The sequence below is a fragment of the Phenylobacterium sp. genome (genome assembly GCF_020402505.1).
In the GTDB taxonomy this organism is placed as follows: domain Bacteria; phylum Pseudomonadota; class Alphaproteobacteria; order Caulobacterales; family Caulobacteraceae; genus Phenylobacterium.
The window spans coordinates 1-16153 of record NZ_JADBZL010000049.1 but is presented as its reverse complement, the minus strand read 5'-3'; the positions used below and the strand labels follow the sequence as shown (position 1 = coordinate 16153).

Here is a 16153-nt window from a genome sequence, read left to right as displayed (position 1 = left end):
GCGGCCGGCGATATAGGGGGTGGTCGAGGTCAGCATCGGGGTCTCCGGGGTTCAGGATGCAGACTCAGATAGTCCCGGCGGGACGAAAGGGAAGATGAAGCCGCTCAGGGCGCCGGTGGCGACCTGTGGCTGGACGCAGAGGCTCCGAATCTTGACGGCGACGAGACCAGCCGGCGCCCGCCAGACCTTGACCGGACCCCGCCTCCAGGGGCTCAATCATTTTCCGGGCCGGGGGCGGCGACGGAGGAGACCTCATGGTCGGACAGGGCCGCGCCCACCGCCGAAGGCGCCCGATCACCGGGCAGCGGTTCAGTCCCCTTCTGGGCGCCCTCGCGGGCGGTTTCATCCTTCTGGCGTCGGCCTGGCCCGGGGGAGCGGCCCCCCCGCCGCCGGCCCCGGCCTCCTATCCGGTCGTCGGGACGGCGCAGGACCGCTGCTACGGCGAGACCGGCGAGGTCATCGCCTGCCCTGCGGAAGGGGCCTTCCTGTCGGGCCAGGACGCCCAGAATCCCGGCCGCCAGCCCCTCTATCGCGACAATGGCGACGGCACGGTCACCGACCGGGTGACCGGCCTGGTCTGGGCCAAGGCGCCAGGCGCGCCGATGGCCTACGCCGAGCTCGACGGCTTCGCCCGGGCAAGCCGGCTGGGGGGTCATGACGACTGGCGCGTCCCCACCATCCGCGAGCTCTTCTCCCTCATCGACTATCGCGGCGGCTACACCGGCGATCCGCGGACCTCGCGCCCCTACATCGACGCAGCCGTCTTCGACTTCGCCTACGCCGCGGGCTCGGGCCTGGGCGACGCCGCCCACGGCCGAAGGCCCATCGACGTCCAGGAGTGGAGCGCGACCCCCTATGTCGGCCGCACCATGGGCCGCGACGAGACGGTCTTCGGCGTCAACTTCGCCGATGGCCGGATCAAGGGCTATCCGGTCATGGACCCGGCCAACCGCATGCAGACGCCCCACCGGCTGGCCGTGCGCCTGGTCCGCGGGCCCGCCTACGGGCGGAATGACTTCCATCCCGACGCCGAGACGGTGACCGACCGGGCCAGCGGTCTCGTCTGGCAGCGGCGCGAGACCGCAGGCGCCCTCAGCTGGGCCAGGGCCCTGGCCTATTGCGAGAGCCTCTCCCTGGCCGGTCACCGGGACTGGCGCCTCCCCGACGCCAAGGAGCTTCACTCCATCGTCGACTATTCCCGCATCCCGGCCCTCGACCCGGTGTTCGCCCTGAGCGACCGGGAGGCCTACCTCTGGTCCTCCACCACCCATCTGGAGGGACCGCCGCCCGCCACGGAACCGGGCCGCGCCTTCTCCCGGACCGGCGAGCTGGCGGTCTATGCGGCGATCGGCCCGGCGCGGGGCTATATGGAAGCGCCCCCCGGCTCCGGTCGACGCCAGTGGATGGACGTGCACGGCGCCGGCGCCCTGCGCAGCGACCCGAAGACGGCCCGCCCCGGCGCCTTTCCCAAAGGCTTCGGCCCCCAGGGCGACGACATCCGCGGCCACAACCACGTGCTTTGCGTCCGCGACCTGGCGGGGTGAGGGCGGGTCGGCGCGGTTGTGATCGGAAAGCCGTGGCAAAGCACGATAGAGATGGCGAGCTGTTGTTGCCTGAATACTGGCCTTACCGATATCGTTGGCCCGACAAGGTATGCTGCATCAACTCGGCGATCTCGTCCGAGATATTGGCGCGATCCAAGTTTTAGTCGTTGCCGTACTCGGGCTCGTATTCCATTTCGCGCTCCTGCTGATCCTCATGGATGTAATTGAGGCCAGAGGCATCTATCTCGTCGCTTCCTATGAGTGTGAGCTCACATGTCGGGCAGCGAAATTCCTCGCCGACGAACTCGCGGTCGACGATTTCCCATATCGCGTGCTGGTCGCGCTCTTCGCTGATTTCTTCGCCAGTCTGCTCGCCGGTCATAAAGGCGCGGCAATTGCAAGCTGGGCAGCATTCAATCCAGATCCCGTCATAGCGACCCTTGAACAGTCCTGCCTGGTGGTTGGGTTCACGCATACCGGCTGTGGCCGCCAGACGCTCTCGCTCAGCGCTGTCGAGTTTCTTGAAGCGATTGCTCGCAGCTTCAACTCGCAGTTTGACCGCCGATTGGAGGGCATTTGCAGCTTCGTCGAGTAGCCGTCGGGGAGCCTTTGAGTCGGCCGCGCCAAGCCACTGCTCCAGAGAAGATTCCATCGCATCGAGGATCGTATCGCATGCATGCCAATAGCGCGCTTCCCAAGCATCGAGACGCATAGTCCGGAAAGGCAGGTCAGCCGAGTGCAACTCTGAGTTTCGACGTTCGGCGATTTTCTGGCAGAACTCTTTAACCGTCGCGTCAAAGCGGGGGACCAAGTACGTGAGCCGGTCGAACACGGTCCTTGCAGCAATCGTCTTGACGTCAGTCGTCACGTTGATTCCGGCGGCAACGAGTATCGATTGCGAGTGCGTTGGATCGACCACGAGGCTTGGGTGTTTCCGGGCGAGCGCAGCCTTGCCCAGCAACTCGAGCGCGAGAGATGCCCAAAGCTGATACTCGTCGAGATCGCCGGCACCTTTCCGTGCGAGGGCACGGCTAATGTAGACCTTCGACTTCGCATGCAGCGCATCGCCGTTGATGGCGATGAAGACGTCCTCAGGCATCAATGAGAATCCTTGCTAAGCGTCGGCCGGATCCTCGGTCCGACGGGCTGCGTCCATGCAAGACGCGCCAGTTGTCAATGATGAGGATGTCGCCTTGGCGCCAATGATGCGCGCCTGAGGGAGCGCCGGCTATCCGGTCTTCGACAAGGCGTAGTGCTCTTTGCCCGCGGTCGTCTACGGCTTTGAGGCAGCCAGGATCATACCGCAAGAAGGCTCCACCCCTCGCCAAAATGGTCGAATAAAAGGAGCGTCGCCCTGAGCGCACAAGGACAGGAGCCTCTTCGAGAAGGTTCTGCTCCTCACTCGAAAAGCCGAGCATTCGCCAGTCGAGAAGCATAGTCGCCGTAGATGGCGATCCAGGGTCAATGCACCCAAGAAGAATGTAGCGGCAGGGTCTGGTGCGATGGCTGAGTTCAACGTGGAACGGCAACGCGCCAAGGCCGTAGCGAGCGCTAAGGGATCTAGGGTGCGCTTCATCAAAATGCCGAGGCTCAACGACCTCTTCGAGCGCACCGGCGCGACCTCCAACGCGTCGACCTAGCCGATCACCGACCTTGCCAATCTCACGAAGGATGGAGCCGTGATGCATCGCCTCGCCGCTATGGCAAAACCAACCTCGCTTCGCGAGTAGGCCGAGCACTTGCTGCGGATCATCGACGACGGTTTCTCTTTCAAGCATCTGGCCGACCTATGGATCTAGGTGCCCGCCAGCCAACGAGCGCGCTCACGGATCATGTCGGCAAACTGCTCTAAAGCCGTTGGGTTCAGTCCTAGACGCGAAAGCTCCGACGCGACGGTGGTTGCTTTTTCAACGACGCCTTTGCTGATCTCCGCGACCCGCCTTCGCACCAGCGGTACGCCGAGGCCCGCGTCCGCCGCAAACGCCGCCCAGGCGGCGGCGTCCAGTTCGGCAAGCGTCGCCCGATTCCCGATCCTCATGGCGAAGCTTGGCGAGAGTTCAGGATAGGCGACGGTCGCCAGCAGGTCATAGAGCGGGGCGAGGCGCGGGCCTTCGGCGTCGTAGAGGATCGAGAAGTTCTTGCCGTGGGCGTCCGCGTTCCCGGCGATCACGTTGAAGATCACGGCGTCGAGAAGCTTCAGGACATCCACAGCGGGCCTTGCGGCGACGCGGCGGAGCAGCGCGAAGCAATCCTTGAAGGTCGGGCCGCCTTCGCTCGCGTATTTGGTCTCCGGCGGCACGCCGAGCGCCTGGCAGAAGTCCTCCTGATGAATCCTGCGGACGCGTCCATCGTCGCCGAGGGCGCGGTCATAACGCTGGACCAGCAGAAACCTGCGATCGCGAACGATACGCGGCTCGACTGGCGCCACATCGAGGCCGACTGCGGCGGCAAGGCGCATGACAAAGGCCTCGTTCTCGGTCGTCGCCTCCAAACGCGATATCGGCGGCTTGAGAATATGCGTGGTCGGCTGGCCCGGCGCCGGCAAGGCCACCGCCCCGTCCACCAGAACCACAGGCGCCTTCGATTGCGCGCCCGCGAGAGAGAGGCGCAGGCCTTCCTCGCCCGCGAGCAATGGGCGGACGGGCAGCGCGTCCAGCACCCGGATCAGGCCTGCATCGTCAAGCGGGGTCGCCTGCCGGTCGAGGGTCAGAGCGGGAGGTGGCTCGCCCGGCGGCAGAAGCTGGAGCGCGCCTGCGACATCGCCGCCGAGGCGATCAAGAAGGGCGAAGTCATTGGCGCGCGAGACGCCGAGCACCTGAGCTGCGGCGTCGCGCTGGCCTTCCTCCGGCAGGAGACCGCCGAAAAACGGGCGGCACTCGCGGCGAGTAAACGGCTCCGCCCGCTTTGGCAGCGAGGCGGACAAGGGCTGGGCCGCCTCGTCGTCGATCCAGGCCGGTGCATAAGCGAAGCCGAGTTCACCGTGCTTGTCCTGGGTCAGCTGACCCACCCGGCGCCCCTCCCACCAGATGTCGAGGGTGCGCGTCATGGCTTCTGAGGATCTTTTGGCCGCCCGCCGTTGGGGTCGGGCGGTGGTGTGATTTCGAGCGAGCAGCCCAGCGCCGCCAGGACCTGAAGCGTCTTGCCGACCTGTGCGGTCGGCTTGCCCGCTTCGAGATCGACGATGAAGCGCAGGCCGACGCCGGCGGCGCCGGCAAGCTCGTCCTGCCGCAGGCCAGCGGCCTTGCGGGTGGTTCGCACAATGTCGCCGATCTCGGCGGTGGTGAGGTTGCGTCTGGCCATGAACTTTACCGAACGGGAAAGTATCATGAATTTCGAACGATTTCCCACGAGATTTTCCCGTTCGGGAAATCTTGCGCTTCAAACTCACTCTCAGGTCAGAAATATTCCCGATCGGGAAAACGTCCCAGGTGAGCTGACGTGATTGGGCGGTCCAGAGTCAGCCACCCGAATTCGCTTCACGCGGCGAATGCTCGCGGCATCCCGGGTCTGCGCCAAAGGACGCTCTGGACCCTGAAGGGCAGGGCCACGCATCATCCCTGCAGGGCGTGAACGCCACCCTCCTCAAGAGCTCCCCATCTTGACCCCGCCGCCCCGATAGGCGCTGAATCTCCCTCACGCGGCGGGGACCGCGACGGAGGAGATGTCATGGCCGGACGGGAACGCGCCTACGACCTGGTGATCCACGGCGGGACGGTGTTCGACGGCTCGGGCGCGCCGGGCCGCGAGGCCGACGTGGCGGTGAAGGACGGGCGGATCGCCGCCGTCGGCGCCGTCAGCGGGTCCGGCGCCGAGGAGATCGACGCCCGCGGCAGGATCGTCACCCCCGGCTTTGTCGACATCCACACCCACTATGACGGCCAGGTCACCTGGGATAGCCGCCTGACGCCGTCGGCCTGGCACGGGGTCACCACCGCCGTCATGGGCAATTGCGGGGTCGGCTTCGCCCCCTGCCGGCCCGAGGACCACGACCGGCTGATCCGGCTGATGGAAGGGGTGGAGGACATCCCTCACCCGGTCCTCGCCGAGGGCCTGCCCTGGAACTGGGAGAGCTATCCCGACTACCTCCAGTCCCTGTCCGGCCGGGCCTATGACCTCGACGTCGGCGCCCAGCTGCCGCACGCGGCCCTGCGGGTCTATGTGATGGGCGAGCGCGGCGCGAACCGGGAGCCGGCCAGCCCCGCCGACATCGCCGCCATGTCGGCCCTGGCCAAGCGGGCCATGGAGGCCGGCGCCCTGGGCTTTTCCACCTCGCGCACCCTCAACCACCGCACCTCGGACGGCCAGCCGACGCCGACCCTGACCGCCGCCGAGGACGAGCTGATGGGCATCGCCCTGGGGCTGAAGGCCGCCGGGCGCGGCGTCCTGCAGTTCGTCTCCGACTTCGCCGACCCGAAGGCCGAGTTCGGCCTTATGCGCCGGCTGGTGGAGGCCTCGGGCCGGCCCCTGTCCTTCAGCCTGCTGCAGGGCCCCAAGGCGCCCGAGGCCTGGCGCGACCTCCTGGCCGCCCTGTCCTCGGCCACCGCCGAAGGCCTGCCCATGCGGGCCCAGGTCTGTGGCCGGGGGGTGGGCGTGCTGCTGGGCTTCGAGCTGACCCTCAACCCCTTCAGCCACACCGAGGCCTGGAAGTCCGTCGCCGCCCTGCCCCTCGAGCAGAGAATGGCGCGGCTGGCGGAGGCGTCCTTCCGGGCCGCCCTGCTGGACGACGCGGTCCCGCCCGGCAGCGCGGCCATCGCCTCGCGCCTGACCCGGGACTGGGACAACATGTTCCTGATGGCCGAGACGCCGGACTACGAGTCGAGACGCGAGGACTCCATCGCCGCCCTCGCCCGGGCCCGGGGCGTCGCCCCCGAATCTGTGGCCCTGGACCACATGATGACCCGCGGCGGGCGGGGTATGCTCTACCTGCCCTTCCTCAACTACGCCGACGGCGGGCTGGACCCGGCCTATGACATGCTGCGCCATCCCGACTGCGTGGCCGGCCTGTCCGACGGCGGCGCGCATGTGGGCATGATCTGTGACGGCAGCTTCCCGACCACCAACCTGACCCTCTGGGCCCGGGACCGGACCCGTGGCCCGCGCCTGCCGCTGGAGCACATGGTCCGCCTGCAGACCCGGGCGACGGCCGAGACGGTGGGCCTTCTGGACCGGGGCCTGGTGGCGCCCGGCCTGCGCGCCGACCTCAACGTCATCGACTTCGACCGGCTGGCGGTGGAGCCGCCCACCGTGGGCTACGACCTGCCGGCGGGCGGGCGGCGGCTCCTGCAGAGGGCCCGGGGCTATGTCGCCACCCTGGTGGCCGGCCAGGTCACCTACCGCGACGGCGAGCCCACAGGCGCCCTGCCCGGCCGACTGGTGCGCGGCGCCCAGGACGCCCCGGCGGCCCTCGCCGCCGAATAGACCCGGCGCGGCGCCTTCGGCCCCTTCGCAGCCGCAGCGGGGCGGGCGATAGAGGGGCATGTCCGACGATTCGCTACAGGAGGCGCAGGAGGTCCTGCGCCGTGTCTTCGGGCACGCCGGCTTCCGGGGTCTGCAGGCGCCGGTGATCGCCGAGGTCCTGGCCGGGCGTCCGGCCCTGGCCGTCCTGCCCACCGGCGGCGGCAAGAGCGTCTGCTACCAGATCCCCGTCCTGCTGCGCCCCGGCCTCGGCCTGGTGGTCAGCCCCCTCATCGCCCTGATGGCTGACCAGGTGGCGGGCCTGGTTCAGGCCGGGGTCGCCGCCGCGCGTCTGGACTCCCTCACCGCCCCCGAGGACCGGGCCGCCACCTGGGCGCGGATCGAGGCCGGGACCCTGGACCTCCTCTATGTCTCGCCCGAGGGCCTCCTGCAGCCCTGGATGCTGGAGCGGCTGTCCCAGGTTCCCCTGTCGGTCATCGCCATCGACGAGGCCCACTGCGTCAGCCAGTGGGGCCATGACTTCCGCCCCGAATACCGGCTGCTGGGGCGCCTGGCCGAGGTCTTTCCCGGGGTCCCGCGGCTGGCGGTGACCGCCACCGCCGACGCCCGCACCCGGCAGGACATCCGCGAGGGGCTGAGGCTGGGCGCGGCGCGGGAGTTCGTCGCCTCCTTCGACCGGCCGGAGCTGGCCCTCTCCGCCGAGCGCAAGGCGGGGACGGGGCGCAAGCGGGTGCTGGAGCTGGCCTCGGCCCGGCGCGACCGGCCGGGGGTGATCTACGCCGGCTCCCGGGACGGAACCGAGGCCCTAGCCGCCGAGCTCTGCGCCGCCGGCCTGCCCGCCATGGCCTACCACGCCGGCCTCGACCGGGAGGTGCGCGAACGCCGCCTGGCCGAGTTCCTGGCCTCCGACGCCGCCGTCATGGTGGCCACCATCGCCTTCGGCATGGGGGTCGACAAGCCGGACGTCCGCTACGTCATCCACGCCGACCCGCCCGCCTCCATCGAGGCCTACTGGCAGGAAGTCGGCCGCGCCGGGCGCGACGGCGAGCCGGCCGAGGGGATCACCCTCTACGGCGCGTCGGACATGGCCTGGGCCTTACGTCGGCTGGAGGGACAGGCCCTCTCCGACGAGGTCCGGGCGGTGCAGGCGCGCAAGGTGCGACAGCTCTACGCCCTGCTGGACGGGGGGGCCTGCCGCACGGCGGCGGTGCGGCGCTATTTCGGTGAGGAGGGAGTCGCGGACTGCGGCCGCTGCGACAACTGTCTGAGTCCGCCGAAGGCCGAGGACCTGACCCTCCAGGCGCAAAAGGTCTTGTCCGCCGCCCACCGTCTGAACGGTCGGTATGGCCGCGGCCGGCTGGTGGAGCACCTCCTCGGCAAGACCCGGGAGCCCTCGGCCTTCGAGGCGGCCTTGAGCACCTTCGGGGTGGGGGCGGAGCTTCCGGCGGGCGCCTGGCGGGGCCTGATCGACCAGCTGATCTTCGACGGCCTGTTGCGTGAGGACCCGAACGAGGGCCGGCCCCTCATCACCCTGGGCGACGCCGAAGCGGTGCGCGCGGTCTACCGCGGGGAGCGACGGGTGGAGGGACGCCTGGCCCCGCGTCACCCCGACGGGTCCCGGGACGCCGGCGGGACGCCCGGGCGACGCCGTCGGGACGGTCCCGGGACGGATTTCGAGGGCGATCCGCAGCTCTTCGCCGCCCTGCGCGCCTGGCGCCGGGCCGAGGCGGTGCGCCAGAAGGCGCCCCCCTATGTCATCTTCAGCGACCGCACCCTGGCGGAGATCGCGACGGTCCGACCGGCCGATTCTGCGGCCCTGTCCCGGGTCAGCGGCGTCGGCGAGACCAAGCTCGCCCGCTACGGCCCCGCCGTGCTGGCCCTGGTGGCCGGAACCCCGGTGGACTGAGGCTCAGAAGCGCAGCCGCACCCCCACCGAGCCGGTCCGCGGCGCCCCCGGCTGGACCCACAGGGTGGCGAAGCTGTTGGTGTAGTAGGTCTCGTCAAAGAGGTTCTGCACCTCCCCGAAGACCTCCACCCGTTCCGTGGCCCGCCAGGCGCCGAACAGCCGGACAAGGGTGTAGGCGGGCAGCTCGAACTTCGTCGCGGTCTCGCCCAGGCGCTCGCCCACATGCTGGACGCCGGCGCCGAGACGGACCTCGGTTTCGCCCAGGGTGAAGTCCCTGGCGAGCTGGGCGTTCAGGCCATGACGCGGCACATTGATGAGCCGGTCTCCCTTGCGGATCTGCAGGGAGAAGTTGGGATCCAGGACATCCGACCGGGCCTCGGCCTCGACATAGGCGTAGGACAGGAGGGCCTCGACCCCGCCCGGGAGGCGGCCGTTCAGGTCGAACTCGACCCCCTGGCTGCCGGCCTTGCCGATGGGCAGGGAAAAGCCCGGATTGGCGGGGTCGGCGGCGAGAACCTGGCTCTTTCGCATCGAGAAGACGGCGAGGGTTCCGGACAGGTCGCCCTCCAGGAGGGTGAAGCGCAGGCCCGCCTCAAAGGCCCGGCTGACCTCGGGGTCAAAGATTTCACCCTTCGCCGTCGCGCCGATGTTGGAACGGAACCCCTCGCCATAGGCCGCGAAGAGCGAAAGAGACGGCGTCGCGGTCCAGACCAGCCCCACCTGAGGGCTGAGGCGGCTCTCCGAGCGGCTCTGGGACACGCCCGTCGCCCGGTTGACGCTCTCCAGGGAGAAGTCGTCATAGCGGACGCCGAGCCGGATCTGCAGAGCGTCCGAAAGGCTGATCTGGTCCTGCAGATAGAGGCCGGCGGCCTCCTGGACGTCCAGCCGGTTGGTCTGGGGGCCCGGCGCCGGGAGGGGGAAGCGGCCATAGACCGGGTTCAGGACGTCGATCACATTCGCCGCCTGGTCGGAGGGATTGCCGCTCACAGCCGCCGGGCGGAACCGCAGGAAGAGCTGGCTGTTCTCAAACCGGTCGAAGTCGGCCCCGACGAGGAGGCGGTGCCTGACCCCAAGGGCCTGGAAGTCGCCCGACACCTCGGCCCTCAGGACCCCGTGGTCGGCCTCGTAATCCCGGAAACGCCTCTGGCGGGAGAGGGACTTGCCGTCGACGTTCAGCTTCTGCCGCGAGGCGGCGAGCTCGGCTTCGGTGGAGAAGCCGGAGAGGCTTGTCGTGCGGAAACCCGCGCCCAGGAGCAGGCTCCAGGCGGGGCTGAAGTCGTGCTGGATCTCGAGCTGCTGGCCGGTCGCGTCGGCCTTGATGGGGCCGTCGCCGGGCTCGCCCAGGAAGGTCCGGCGGTCCACCTTGCCGAGGACGCCGCCGATGGCCGGGACGCCGCGGTCGAAGGGCGCCTTCTGGCGGGTGATCTCGAGGTCGTAGGTGACGGTCGTGTCCTCGCCCAGCCGGAATCCGAAGGAGGGCAGGAAGCCGTAGCGCTCGGTGTTGACCGTCCGCCGGAAGCTTTCGGCCTCCTCGTAGAAGCCGATCAGCCGGGCGCCGACGACCTCGCCCGCCGCCAGGTTCACGTCGGCATCCGCCCGGCGGGCGTTGAAGGCGCCGACGCTGGCGCTCACCTCACCTCCGGTCTCGCCGAACCGGGCCTTGCGGGTGACGATGTTCACCGTACCCCCAGGCTCGCCGCGGCCGAAGAGGGCGGCGTTGGGGCCTTTCAGGATCTCGATGCGCTCTACGCCGGCGACGTCCCTGGGGCCGCCGAAGCCGCGCCCGCCGTTGAAGCCGTTCACGAGATAGCCGCTGGGCAGGTTCTCGTCCCCGGCGAAGCCGCGCACCGCATAGGCGTCCCAGAGGCCGCCGAAATTGTTCTGCCGGGCGACCCCGGCGTTGAGGTCCAGGGCCTCCGTCAGACCGGTGATGTTGTTATCCTGCAGGATGCGCTGCGAGATGACCGCGAGACTCTGCGGGGTCTCCTCCGGCGTGAACTGGCCGCGATAGGCCTGCCTCTGGCCCGTAACAACGACCTCGGAAACGCTTGAAGCGCTTTCCGCCAGGGCGGGGCCGGCGACGCAGGCCAGGGCCGCGGTGAGGAGAAGGGTCGACTTGGATGCAGAGTTCACCGGGGCCCCCAGGGGTGTTACATTGTATCGATCCCCGTCTTAGCTGCGAGATGCCCGCTGTCAATGCTACGTTATATCAGCATTGACAGCGCGGCGGGCCCGCGGGATCAGACAGACATGTCGGACCTGACCCCCACCGAGCCCGCCATCCACATCCGCGACCTCTGCGTCGAGAGGGGCGGCGGCCCTGTCCTCAGGGACCTTGGCCTGTCGGTGAACGCCGGCGAGGTCTACGCCCTGCTGGGCGGCAACGGGGCCGGGAAGTCGACCACCCTGGCCGTCCTGATGGGTCTGCTGCGGCCCGCCTCGGGATCCGTGCGCGTGATGGGTCTCGACCCGGCGACACAGGCCGACGCGGTCCGCCGGCGGATCGCCTACCTGCCGGAGACCGTCGCCCTTTACGAGACCCTGAGCGCCTACGAAAACATCGCCTATTTCCTGGGCCTGTCCGACGCCCGACCCTCCCAGGCGGAGATGGACGCCGCCCTCGACGCCGCAGGCCTCCAGGCCGAGGCGCGGAGCCGGCGGACCGGGGGATTCTCAAAGGGCATGCGGCAGAAGGTGGCGATCGCCATGGCCCTCCTGCGGGAGGTCCCCGTCCTGCTCCTGGACGAACCCACCACCGGCCTCGACCCGGTTGCGACGGCGGACTTCAACCGGCTGGTCGGCGGATTGCGCGCCCGGGGGGCCGCAATCCTGATGGTGACCCATGACCTTCTGGGCGCCGCGGACTGCGCCGACCGGATCGGCGTCCTGGCGGGCGGCGGGATCGTCGAGGAGACACCGGTCCGCGACGGCATCGACGTGCTGGCCCTTCACCGTCGCTTTGGCGCAGCCGCCGCCGGATGAGCCCGATCCTGCGCATCGCCGCGAACGAACTGCGTCTCCTGGCGCGGGCGCGGGTCGCCCAGCTGGCCATCGCCCTGGTAGTCGTCCTGTCCGCCGTCGCCGCCCTGACCGCCATCTCACAGGGCCGGGAAAGCCAGGAGATCCGGAGCCGGTTCCAGGCCCAGGCGGACAGGGAATTCGACGGCCAACCCGCCCGCCACCCGCACCGGATGGTGCATTACGGGCACTTCGTCTTCCGGCCCCTGCCGGCCTTGGCGGGCTTCGACCCCGGTGTGGACGCCTTTACCGGCTCCACCCTGTTCCTGGAGGGACACAGGCAGAACAGCGCCAACTTCGGAGACGTCCGCCAGTCCTCCCTGCTGGTCCGGTTCGGCCAGCTGACCCCCGCCTTCGTGATCCAGGCTCTGGGGCCACTGGTTCTGATCTTCATCGGCTTCGGGGCCCTGGCCCGGGAGAGGGAGTCCGGCCTCCTCAGGCTGCACCTCGCCCAGGGCGTCGGCGCCCGGCAAGTGCTGGCCGGCAAGGTCGTCGCCCTCGCGGCCGTGGCGGGTCTGATCCTGGCTCCAGCGCTCCTGGCCCTGGTCTGGCTCGCTGGGTTCGCAGGCGCGCCGGCGTCCGCCGCCGCCATGCTGGCGGGTGGGTACGCCGTCTATCTCCTGATCTGGGTTCTGATTGCGACGTCAGTGTCCGCCCTGGCGCCGAGCAGCCGCAGCGCCCTGGCCCTGCTGGTCGCGGGGTGGGCCGTTTCCGTAGTCCTCGCGCCGCGCCTCGCGACGGACATCGCCCTGGCGTCTGCGCCCCAGGCGAGCCGGCTGGAGACGGATATCGCCATCCAGCGGGACCTGAAGATGATCGGCGACAGCCACAACCCCGACGATCCCCACTTCAACGCCTTCCGGGCGTCGGTCCTGAAGTCCTATGGTGTCTCGCGCGTCGAGGACCTGCCGGTGAACTACCGCGGCCTCGTCGCCATGGAAGGAGAGCGCCTCACCTCGGCCCTCTTCGACCGCTACGCCCAACGCCAGTTCGCCGGCCAGCGCGAACAGTCGAGGCTGGCCCTGGCCCTGGGCCTCGCCAGCCCGACCCTGGCGGTGCGGAGCCTGTCGATGGCAGCCTCGGGAACGGACCTGGAGGGGCATCGCCGCTTTCTGCAGCAGGCCGAAGCCTATCGCTACACGATCGTCCAGAGGCTGAACCGCCTGCAGGCGGAGGCGCTGACCTTTTCCGACGACACCAACCGAAACCGGGACCCGGAAGCCGGACGCAGGGTCCGGATCGAACCTGGCGCATGGCGGCGGACGCCGGACTTCGTCTATCGGCCGGCTTCCACCGCCGAGGCGATGGCCGCCGCCCTTCCCGGACTCGCCCTTCTGGGCCTGTGGGCGGGACTCGCAGGCGGCCTTGCCTGGAGCGCGGGCCGGCGGCTGGAACGGGAGACGGCGTGATGCGCCTCGGTCAGGAGCTACGCCTCTTCGTCCGGCAGAGACTGGCGGTCCCCACCCTGGTGGTGCTGGCGCTCCTGTCCTCCGTGAGCGTCGCCGCCGGGCTGTGGGAAATCCGCCGCCAGGCAGAGACCATCGCCCGGATCCAGCCGCTTCAGGCGGAGGAGGAGAAGGCGGTTTCGGCCTGGGTCTCCAGGGACGGCGACGCCGGCAACGCCGCCTATTACACCTTCCATGCGACATGGGACCCGCCCTCGGCGCTCGCCTTCGCCGCCCTGGGTCAGCGCGACGTCGCCCCCTATGTTCTCCGGGTCCGGGCCCTGGCGCTCGAGAGCCAGATCCATGAGGGCGAGGCCTACAACGCCGAGCTGGCCCTGTCCGGCCGGTTCGACTGGGCCTTCGTCGCGACCTTCCTGGCCCCGCTGATCCTGATCGTCCTCCTGCACGACCTGGTGTCGGGCGAGCGGGAGGCCGGCCGGCTTCAGGCCCTGCAGGCGGCGGGCGGGTCGACCGGTCTCTGGCTGGGACGCACCGGCCTTCGCCTGGGCCTGGCCTTCGTCGCGCTGGGAGCGCCCTTTGCGGTGGGCGCCTGGATTTCGGGGGCCGGCGCCGGGGTCAGCCTGGCGGCCCTGGGGGCGACGGCGCTCTATCTCGCCTTCTGGGCCCTGGTCTGCCTTGGCGTGGGCGCCCTGGGACGGAGCTCGGTGGAGAACGGAGCCCTGCTGGCGGCGACCTGGGTCGCCCTGACCCTGGTCCTGCCCGCCCTGGCGCATCTCCTGATCAACTCCACCATTCCCGTCCGACAGGGGGTGGAGCTCACCCTTGCGCAGCGCGAGGCTGTCCACGCCGGCTGGGACAAGCCCAAGGACGCCACCCTCAACGCCTTCTTCGCCGCTCACCCGGAGTGGCGGGACACGCCGCCGGTCCTCACGGGATTCCACTGGAAGTGGTACTACGCCTTCCAGCACCTCGGGGACCTGAGCGTCGCAGACCAGGTCGCCGCCTATCGCCGCGGTCTCGAGGCGCGGGACGCCTGGACCGCGAGGGCGGGATGGTTCCTCCCGGCCGTGGGGCTCCAGACCACTCTGCACCGGATGGCGGAAACGGACCTTGCGGCCCAGCTCGCCTATCAGGACCGAATCCGGGCCTTCCACGAGCGGCTCCGGCGGTTCTACTACCCCTACATCTTCAACGAGACGCCGTTCCGCAGGGGCGACTTTGGCAAGGCCCCCCGCTGGGCGGAAAGCGGCTGATCATACGTCGACCTCGGCGTCCAGGGCGTTTTCCTGGATGAACTCCCGGCGCGGCTCGACCAGGTCGCCCATCAGGCGGGTGAACATGTCGTCGGCGTCATCGGCGTGGGCGACGCGGACCTGGAGGAGGGTGCGGGCCTCCGCGTCGAGGGTGGTCTCCCACAGCTGCTCGGGGTTCATCTCCCCCAGGCCCTTGTAGCGCTGGATGGTCAGGCCCCGGCGACCGGCGTCCATGATGGCGGCGGTCAGGTCGAGGGGGCCCCGGACCCGGGTCGTGCGGTCCCGGCGCGTGAAGGTGGCCGTCCCGGAGAAGGGCTCGGCCAGGGCCTGGGCGCGCTCGGCCAGGCGGCGGGCGTCGGCCGCGGCGATCAGCAGGTCGTCGAGAACCACGCGCTCCGTCACGCCCCGGCGACGCCGGGAGAAGGCGAAGCCGCCGGCGGGCGCGGCCTCTCCGGACCAGGGGCCATCGCCCTCCTCGGCGTAGAGGTCGAGGCGGCGGGCGGCGGCGGCCGGATCCCCGTCCTCGCCGAACAGGCCGGCCAGGGCCGCCTGCTCGATGGCGAAGGCGGGCGCCCGGGCGGTGAGCCGCTCGATATTGGCCCGGGCCGCCCGGGAGGCCTGGACGAGGTTCAGGAGGTCCTGGCCAGCGAGGCGCTCGCCCGAGGCCAGGTCCAGGGTCGCCCCGTCCACGCCCTCTTCGGTGAGGTAGACCTCCAGCTCGGCGTCGTCCTTCAGATAGCGCGAGGACCGCCCCTTGGCCGCTTTGTAGAGGGGCGGCTGGGCGATGTAGAGGTAGCCGCGCTCGATCACCTCGGGCATCTGCCGGTAGAAGAAGGTCAGCAGCAGGGTCCGGATATGGGCGCCGTCGACGTCGGCGTCCGTCATGATAACGATCTTGTGGTAGCGGATCTTCTCGATGTTGAAGTCGTCGCGGCCGATGCCGGCGCCGAGGGCGGTGATCAGGGTGCCGATCTGGTCGGAGCCCAGCATCCGGTCAAACCGGGCCCGCTCGACGTTGAGGATCTTGCCGCGCAGGGGCAGGACGGCCTGGTTCTCGCGGTTGCGGGCCTGCTTGGCCGAACCGCCGGCGGAGTCCCCCTCGACCAGGAAGATCTCGGACTTGGCCGGATCCTTCTCCTGGCAGTCGGCGAGCTTGCCGGGCAGGGAGGTGATGTCGAGGGCCGACTTGCGGCGGGTCAGCTCCCGGGCCTTGCGCGCCGCCTCGCGGGCGGCGGCGGCCTCGGCGATCTTCTGGACGATCATCCGCCCCTCGGCGGGATGCTCCTCGAACCAGGTGGCGAGCCCCTCGCCCACCAGGCCCTCGACGGCGGGGCGGACCTCGGAGGAGACCAGCTTGTCCTTGGTCTGGGAGGAAAACTTGGGGTCCGGCACCTTGACCGAGAGCACGCAGGTCAGGCCCTCGCGAGCGTCCTCGCCGGACAGACTGACCTTCTCCCGCTTCATGGCGCCGCTGGTCTCGGCATAGCTCGAGATGATCCGGGTCAGGGCTGAGCGGAAGGCCGCCAGGTGGGTGCCGCCATCCCGCTGCGGGATGTTGTTCGTGAAGCAGAGGACGTTCTCGTGGTAGCCGTCGTTCCACCACATGGCGAG

12 protein-coding genes are annotated in these 16153 nt (G+C 69.7%); 6 read left to right on the top strand and 6 right to left on the bottom strand.

Annotation, left to right across the window (positions count from 1 at the left end; all coding sequences use genetic code 11):
* Nucleotides 1-254 precede the first annotated feature (254 nt).
* Nucleotides 255-1544 carry a DUF1566 domain-containing protein gene (locus tag IM632_RS04150; protein ID WP_296552036.1) on the top strand — a complete coding sequence of 430 codons (1290 nt, stop codon included), beginning with the start codon at nucleotides 255-257 and terminating at the stop codon, nucleotides 1542-1544.
* A gap of 160 nt (nucleotides 1545-1704) precedes the next feature.
* Here the strand turns inward: IM632_RS04150 and IM632_RS04145 are convergent, their stop codons facing one another.
* The 4 genes from IM632_RS04145 to IM632_RS04135 all read right to left on the bottom strand — a co-directional run bounded on the left by IM632_RS04145 (nucleotide 1705) and on the right by IM632_RS04135 (nucleotide 4844).
* Nucleotides 1705-2643 (bottom strand): hypothetical protein, encoded by a 939-nt coding sequence (locus IM632_RS04145; RefSeq protein ID WP_296482926.1) that lies wholly within the window; start codon nucleotides 2641-2643, stop codon nucleotides 1705-1707.
* Nucleotides 2636-2962 (bottom strand): TauD/TfdA family dioxygenase, encoded by a 327-nt coding sequence (locus IM632_RS14480; protein WP_366817314.1) that lies wholly within the window; start codon nucleotides 2960-2962, stop codon nucleotides 2636-2638. Before IM632_RS14480 ends, IM632_RS04145 begins: the two co-directional genes overlap by 8 nt.
* Before the next feature lie 377 nt (nucleotides 2963-3339).
* A complete protein-coding gene (locus IM632_RS04140) occupies nucleotides 3340-4590 on the bottom strand; it encodes a type II toxin-antitoxin system HipA family toxin (RefSeq protein ID WP_296482928.1) in 1251 nt (416 codons plus the stop codon).
* Entirely contained in the window at nucleotides 4587-4844 is a 258-nt protein-coding gene (locus IM632_RS04135; protein WP_296482930.1) for a helix-turn-helix transcriptional regulator, read from the bottom strand. The genes IM632_RS04140 and IM632_RS04135 overlap by 4 nt, the downstream gene beginning before the upstream one ends.
* Before the next feature lie 366 nt (nucleotides 4845-5210).
* On the opposite strand from IM632_RS04135, the gene IM632_RS04130 reads away from it, so the two are divergent.
* Entirely contained in the window at nucleotides 5211-6962 is a 1752-nt protein-coding gene (locus IM632_RS04130; protein WP_296480224.1) for an amidohydrolase family protein, read from the top strand.
* Between the two features lie 58 nt (nucleotides 6963-7020).
* Nucleotides 7021-8865: a DNA helicase RecQ gene (recQ, locus tag IM632_RS04125; protein WP_296480226.1), complete on the top strand. Its 1845-nt coding sequence runs from the start codon at nucleotides 7021-7023 to the stop codon at nucleotides 8863-8865.
* A gap of 3 nt (nucleotides 8866-8868) precedes the next feature.
* Here the strand turns inward: recQ and IM632_RS04120 are convergent, their stop codons facing one another.
* Nucleotides 8869-10998, bottom strand: a complete 2130-nt coding sequence (locus IM632_RS04120; RefSeq protein ID WP_296480230.1) for a TonB-dependent receptor — start codon at nucleotides 10996-10998, stop codon at nucleotides 8869-8871.
* Nucleotides 10999-11115: 117 nt separating this feature from the next.
* Between IM632_RS04120 and IM632_RS04115 the strand changes: the two genes are divergently transcribed.
* Genes IM632_RS04115 through IM632_RS04105 form a run of 3 tightly spaced genes read left to right on the top strand, consistent with a single transcriptional unit; the run spans nucleotide 11116 to nucleotide 14542 of the window.
* Nucleotides 11116-11847: an ABC transporter ATP-binding protein gene (locus IM632_RS04115; RefSeq protein WP_296480231.1), complete on the top strand. Its 732-nt coding sequence runs from the start codon at nucleotides 11116-11118 to the stop codon at nucleotides 11845-11847.
* A complete protein-coding gene (locus tag IM632_RS04110; protein WP_296480233.1) occupies nucleotides 11844-13292 on the top strand; it encodes a DUF3526 domain-containing protein in 1449 nt (482 codons plus the stop codon). The genes IM632_RS04115 and IM632_RS04110 overlap by 4 nt, the downstream gene beginning before the upstream one ends.
* Nucleotides 13292-14542 carry a DUF3526 domain-containing protein gene (locus IM632_RS04105; protein WP_296498887.1) on the top strand — a complete coding sequence of 417 codons (1251 nt, stop codon included), beginning with the start codon at nucleotides 13292-13294 and terminating at the stop codon, nucleotides 14540-14542. Before IM632_RS04110 ends, IM632_RS04105 begins: the two co-directional genes overlap by 1 nt.
* Here IM632_RS04105 and IM632_RS04100 read toward each other — a convergent pair.
* Nucleotides 14543-16153: toprim domain-containing protein (locus IM632_RS04100; RefSeq protein WP_296552035.1), on the bottom strand; the 1611-nt coding region annotated here is incomplete at its 5' end.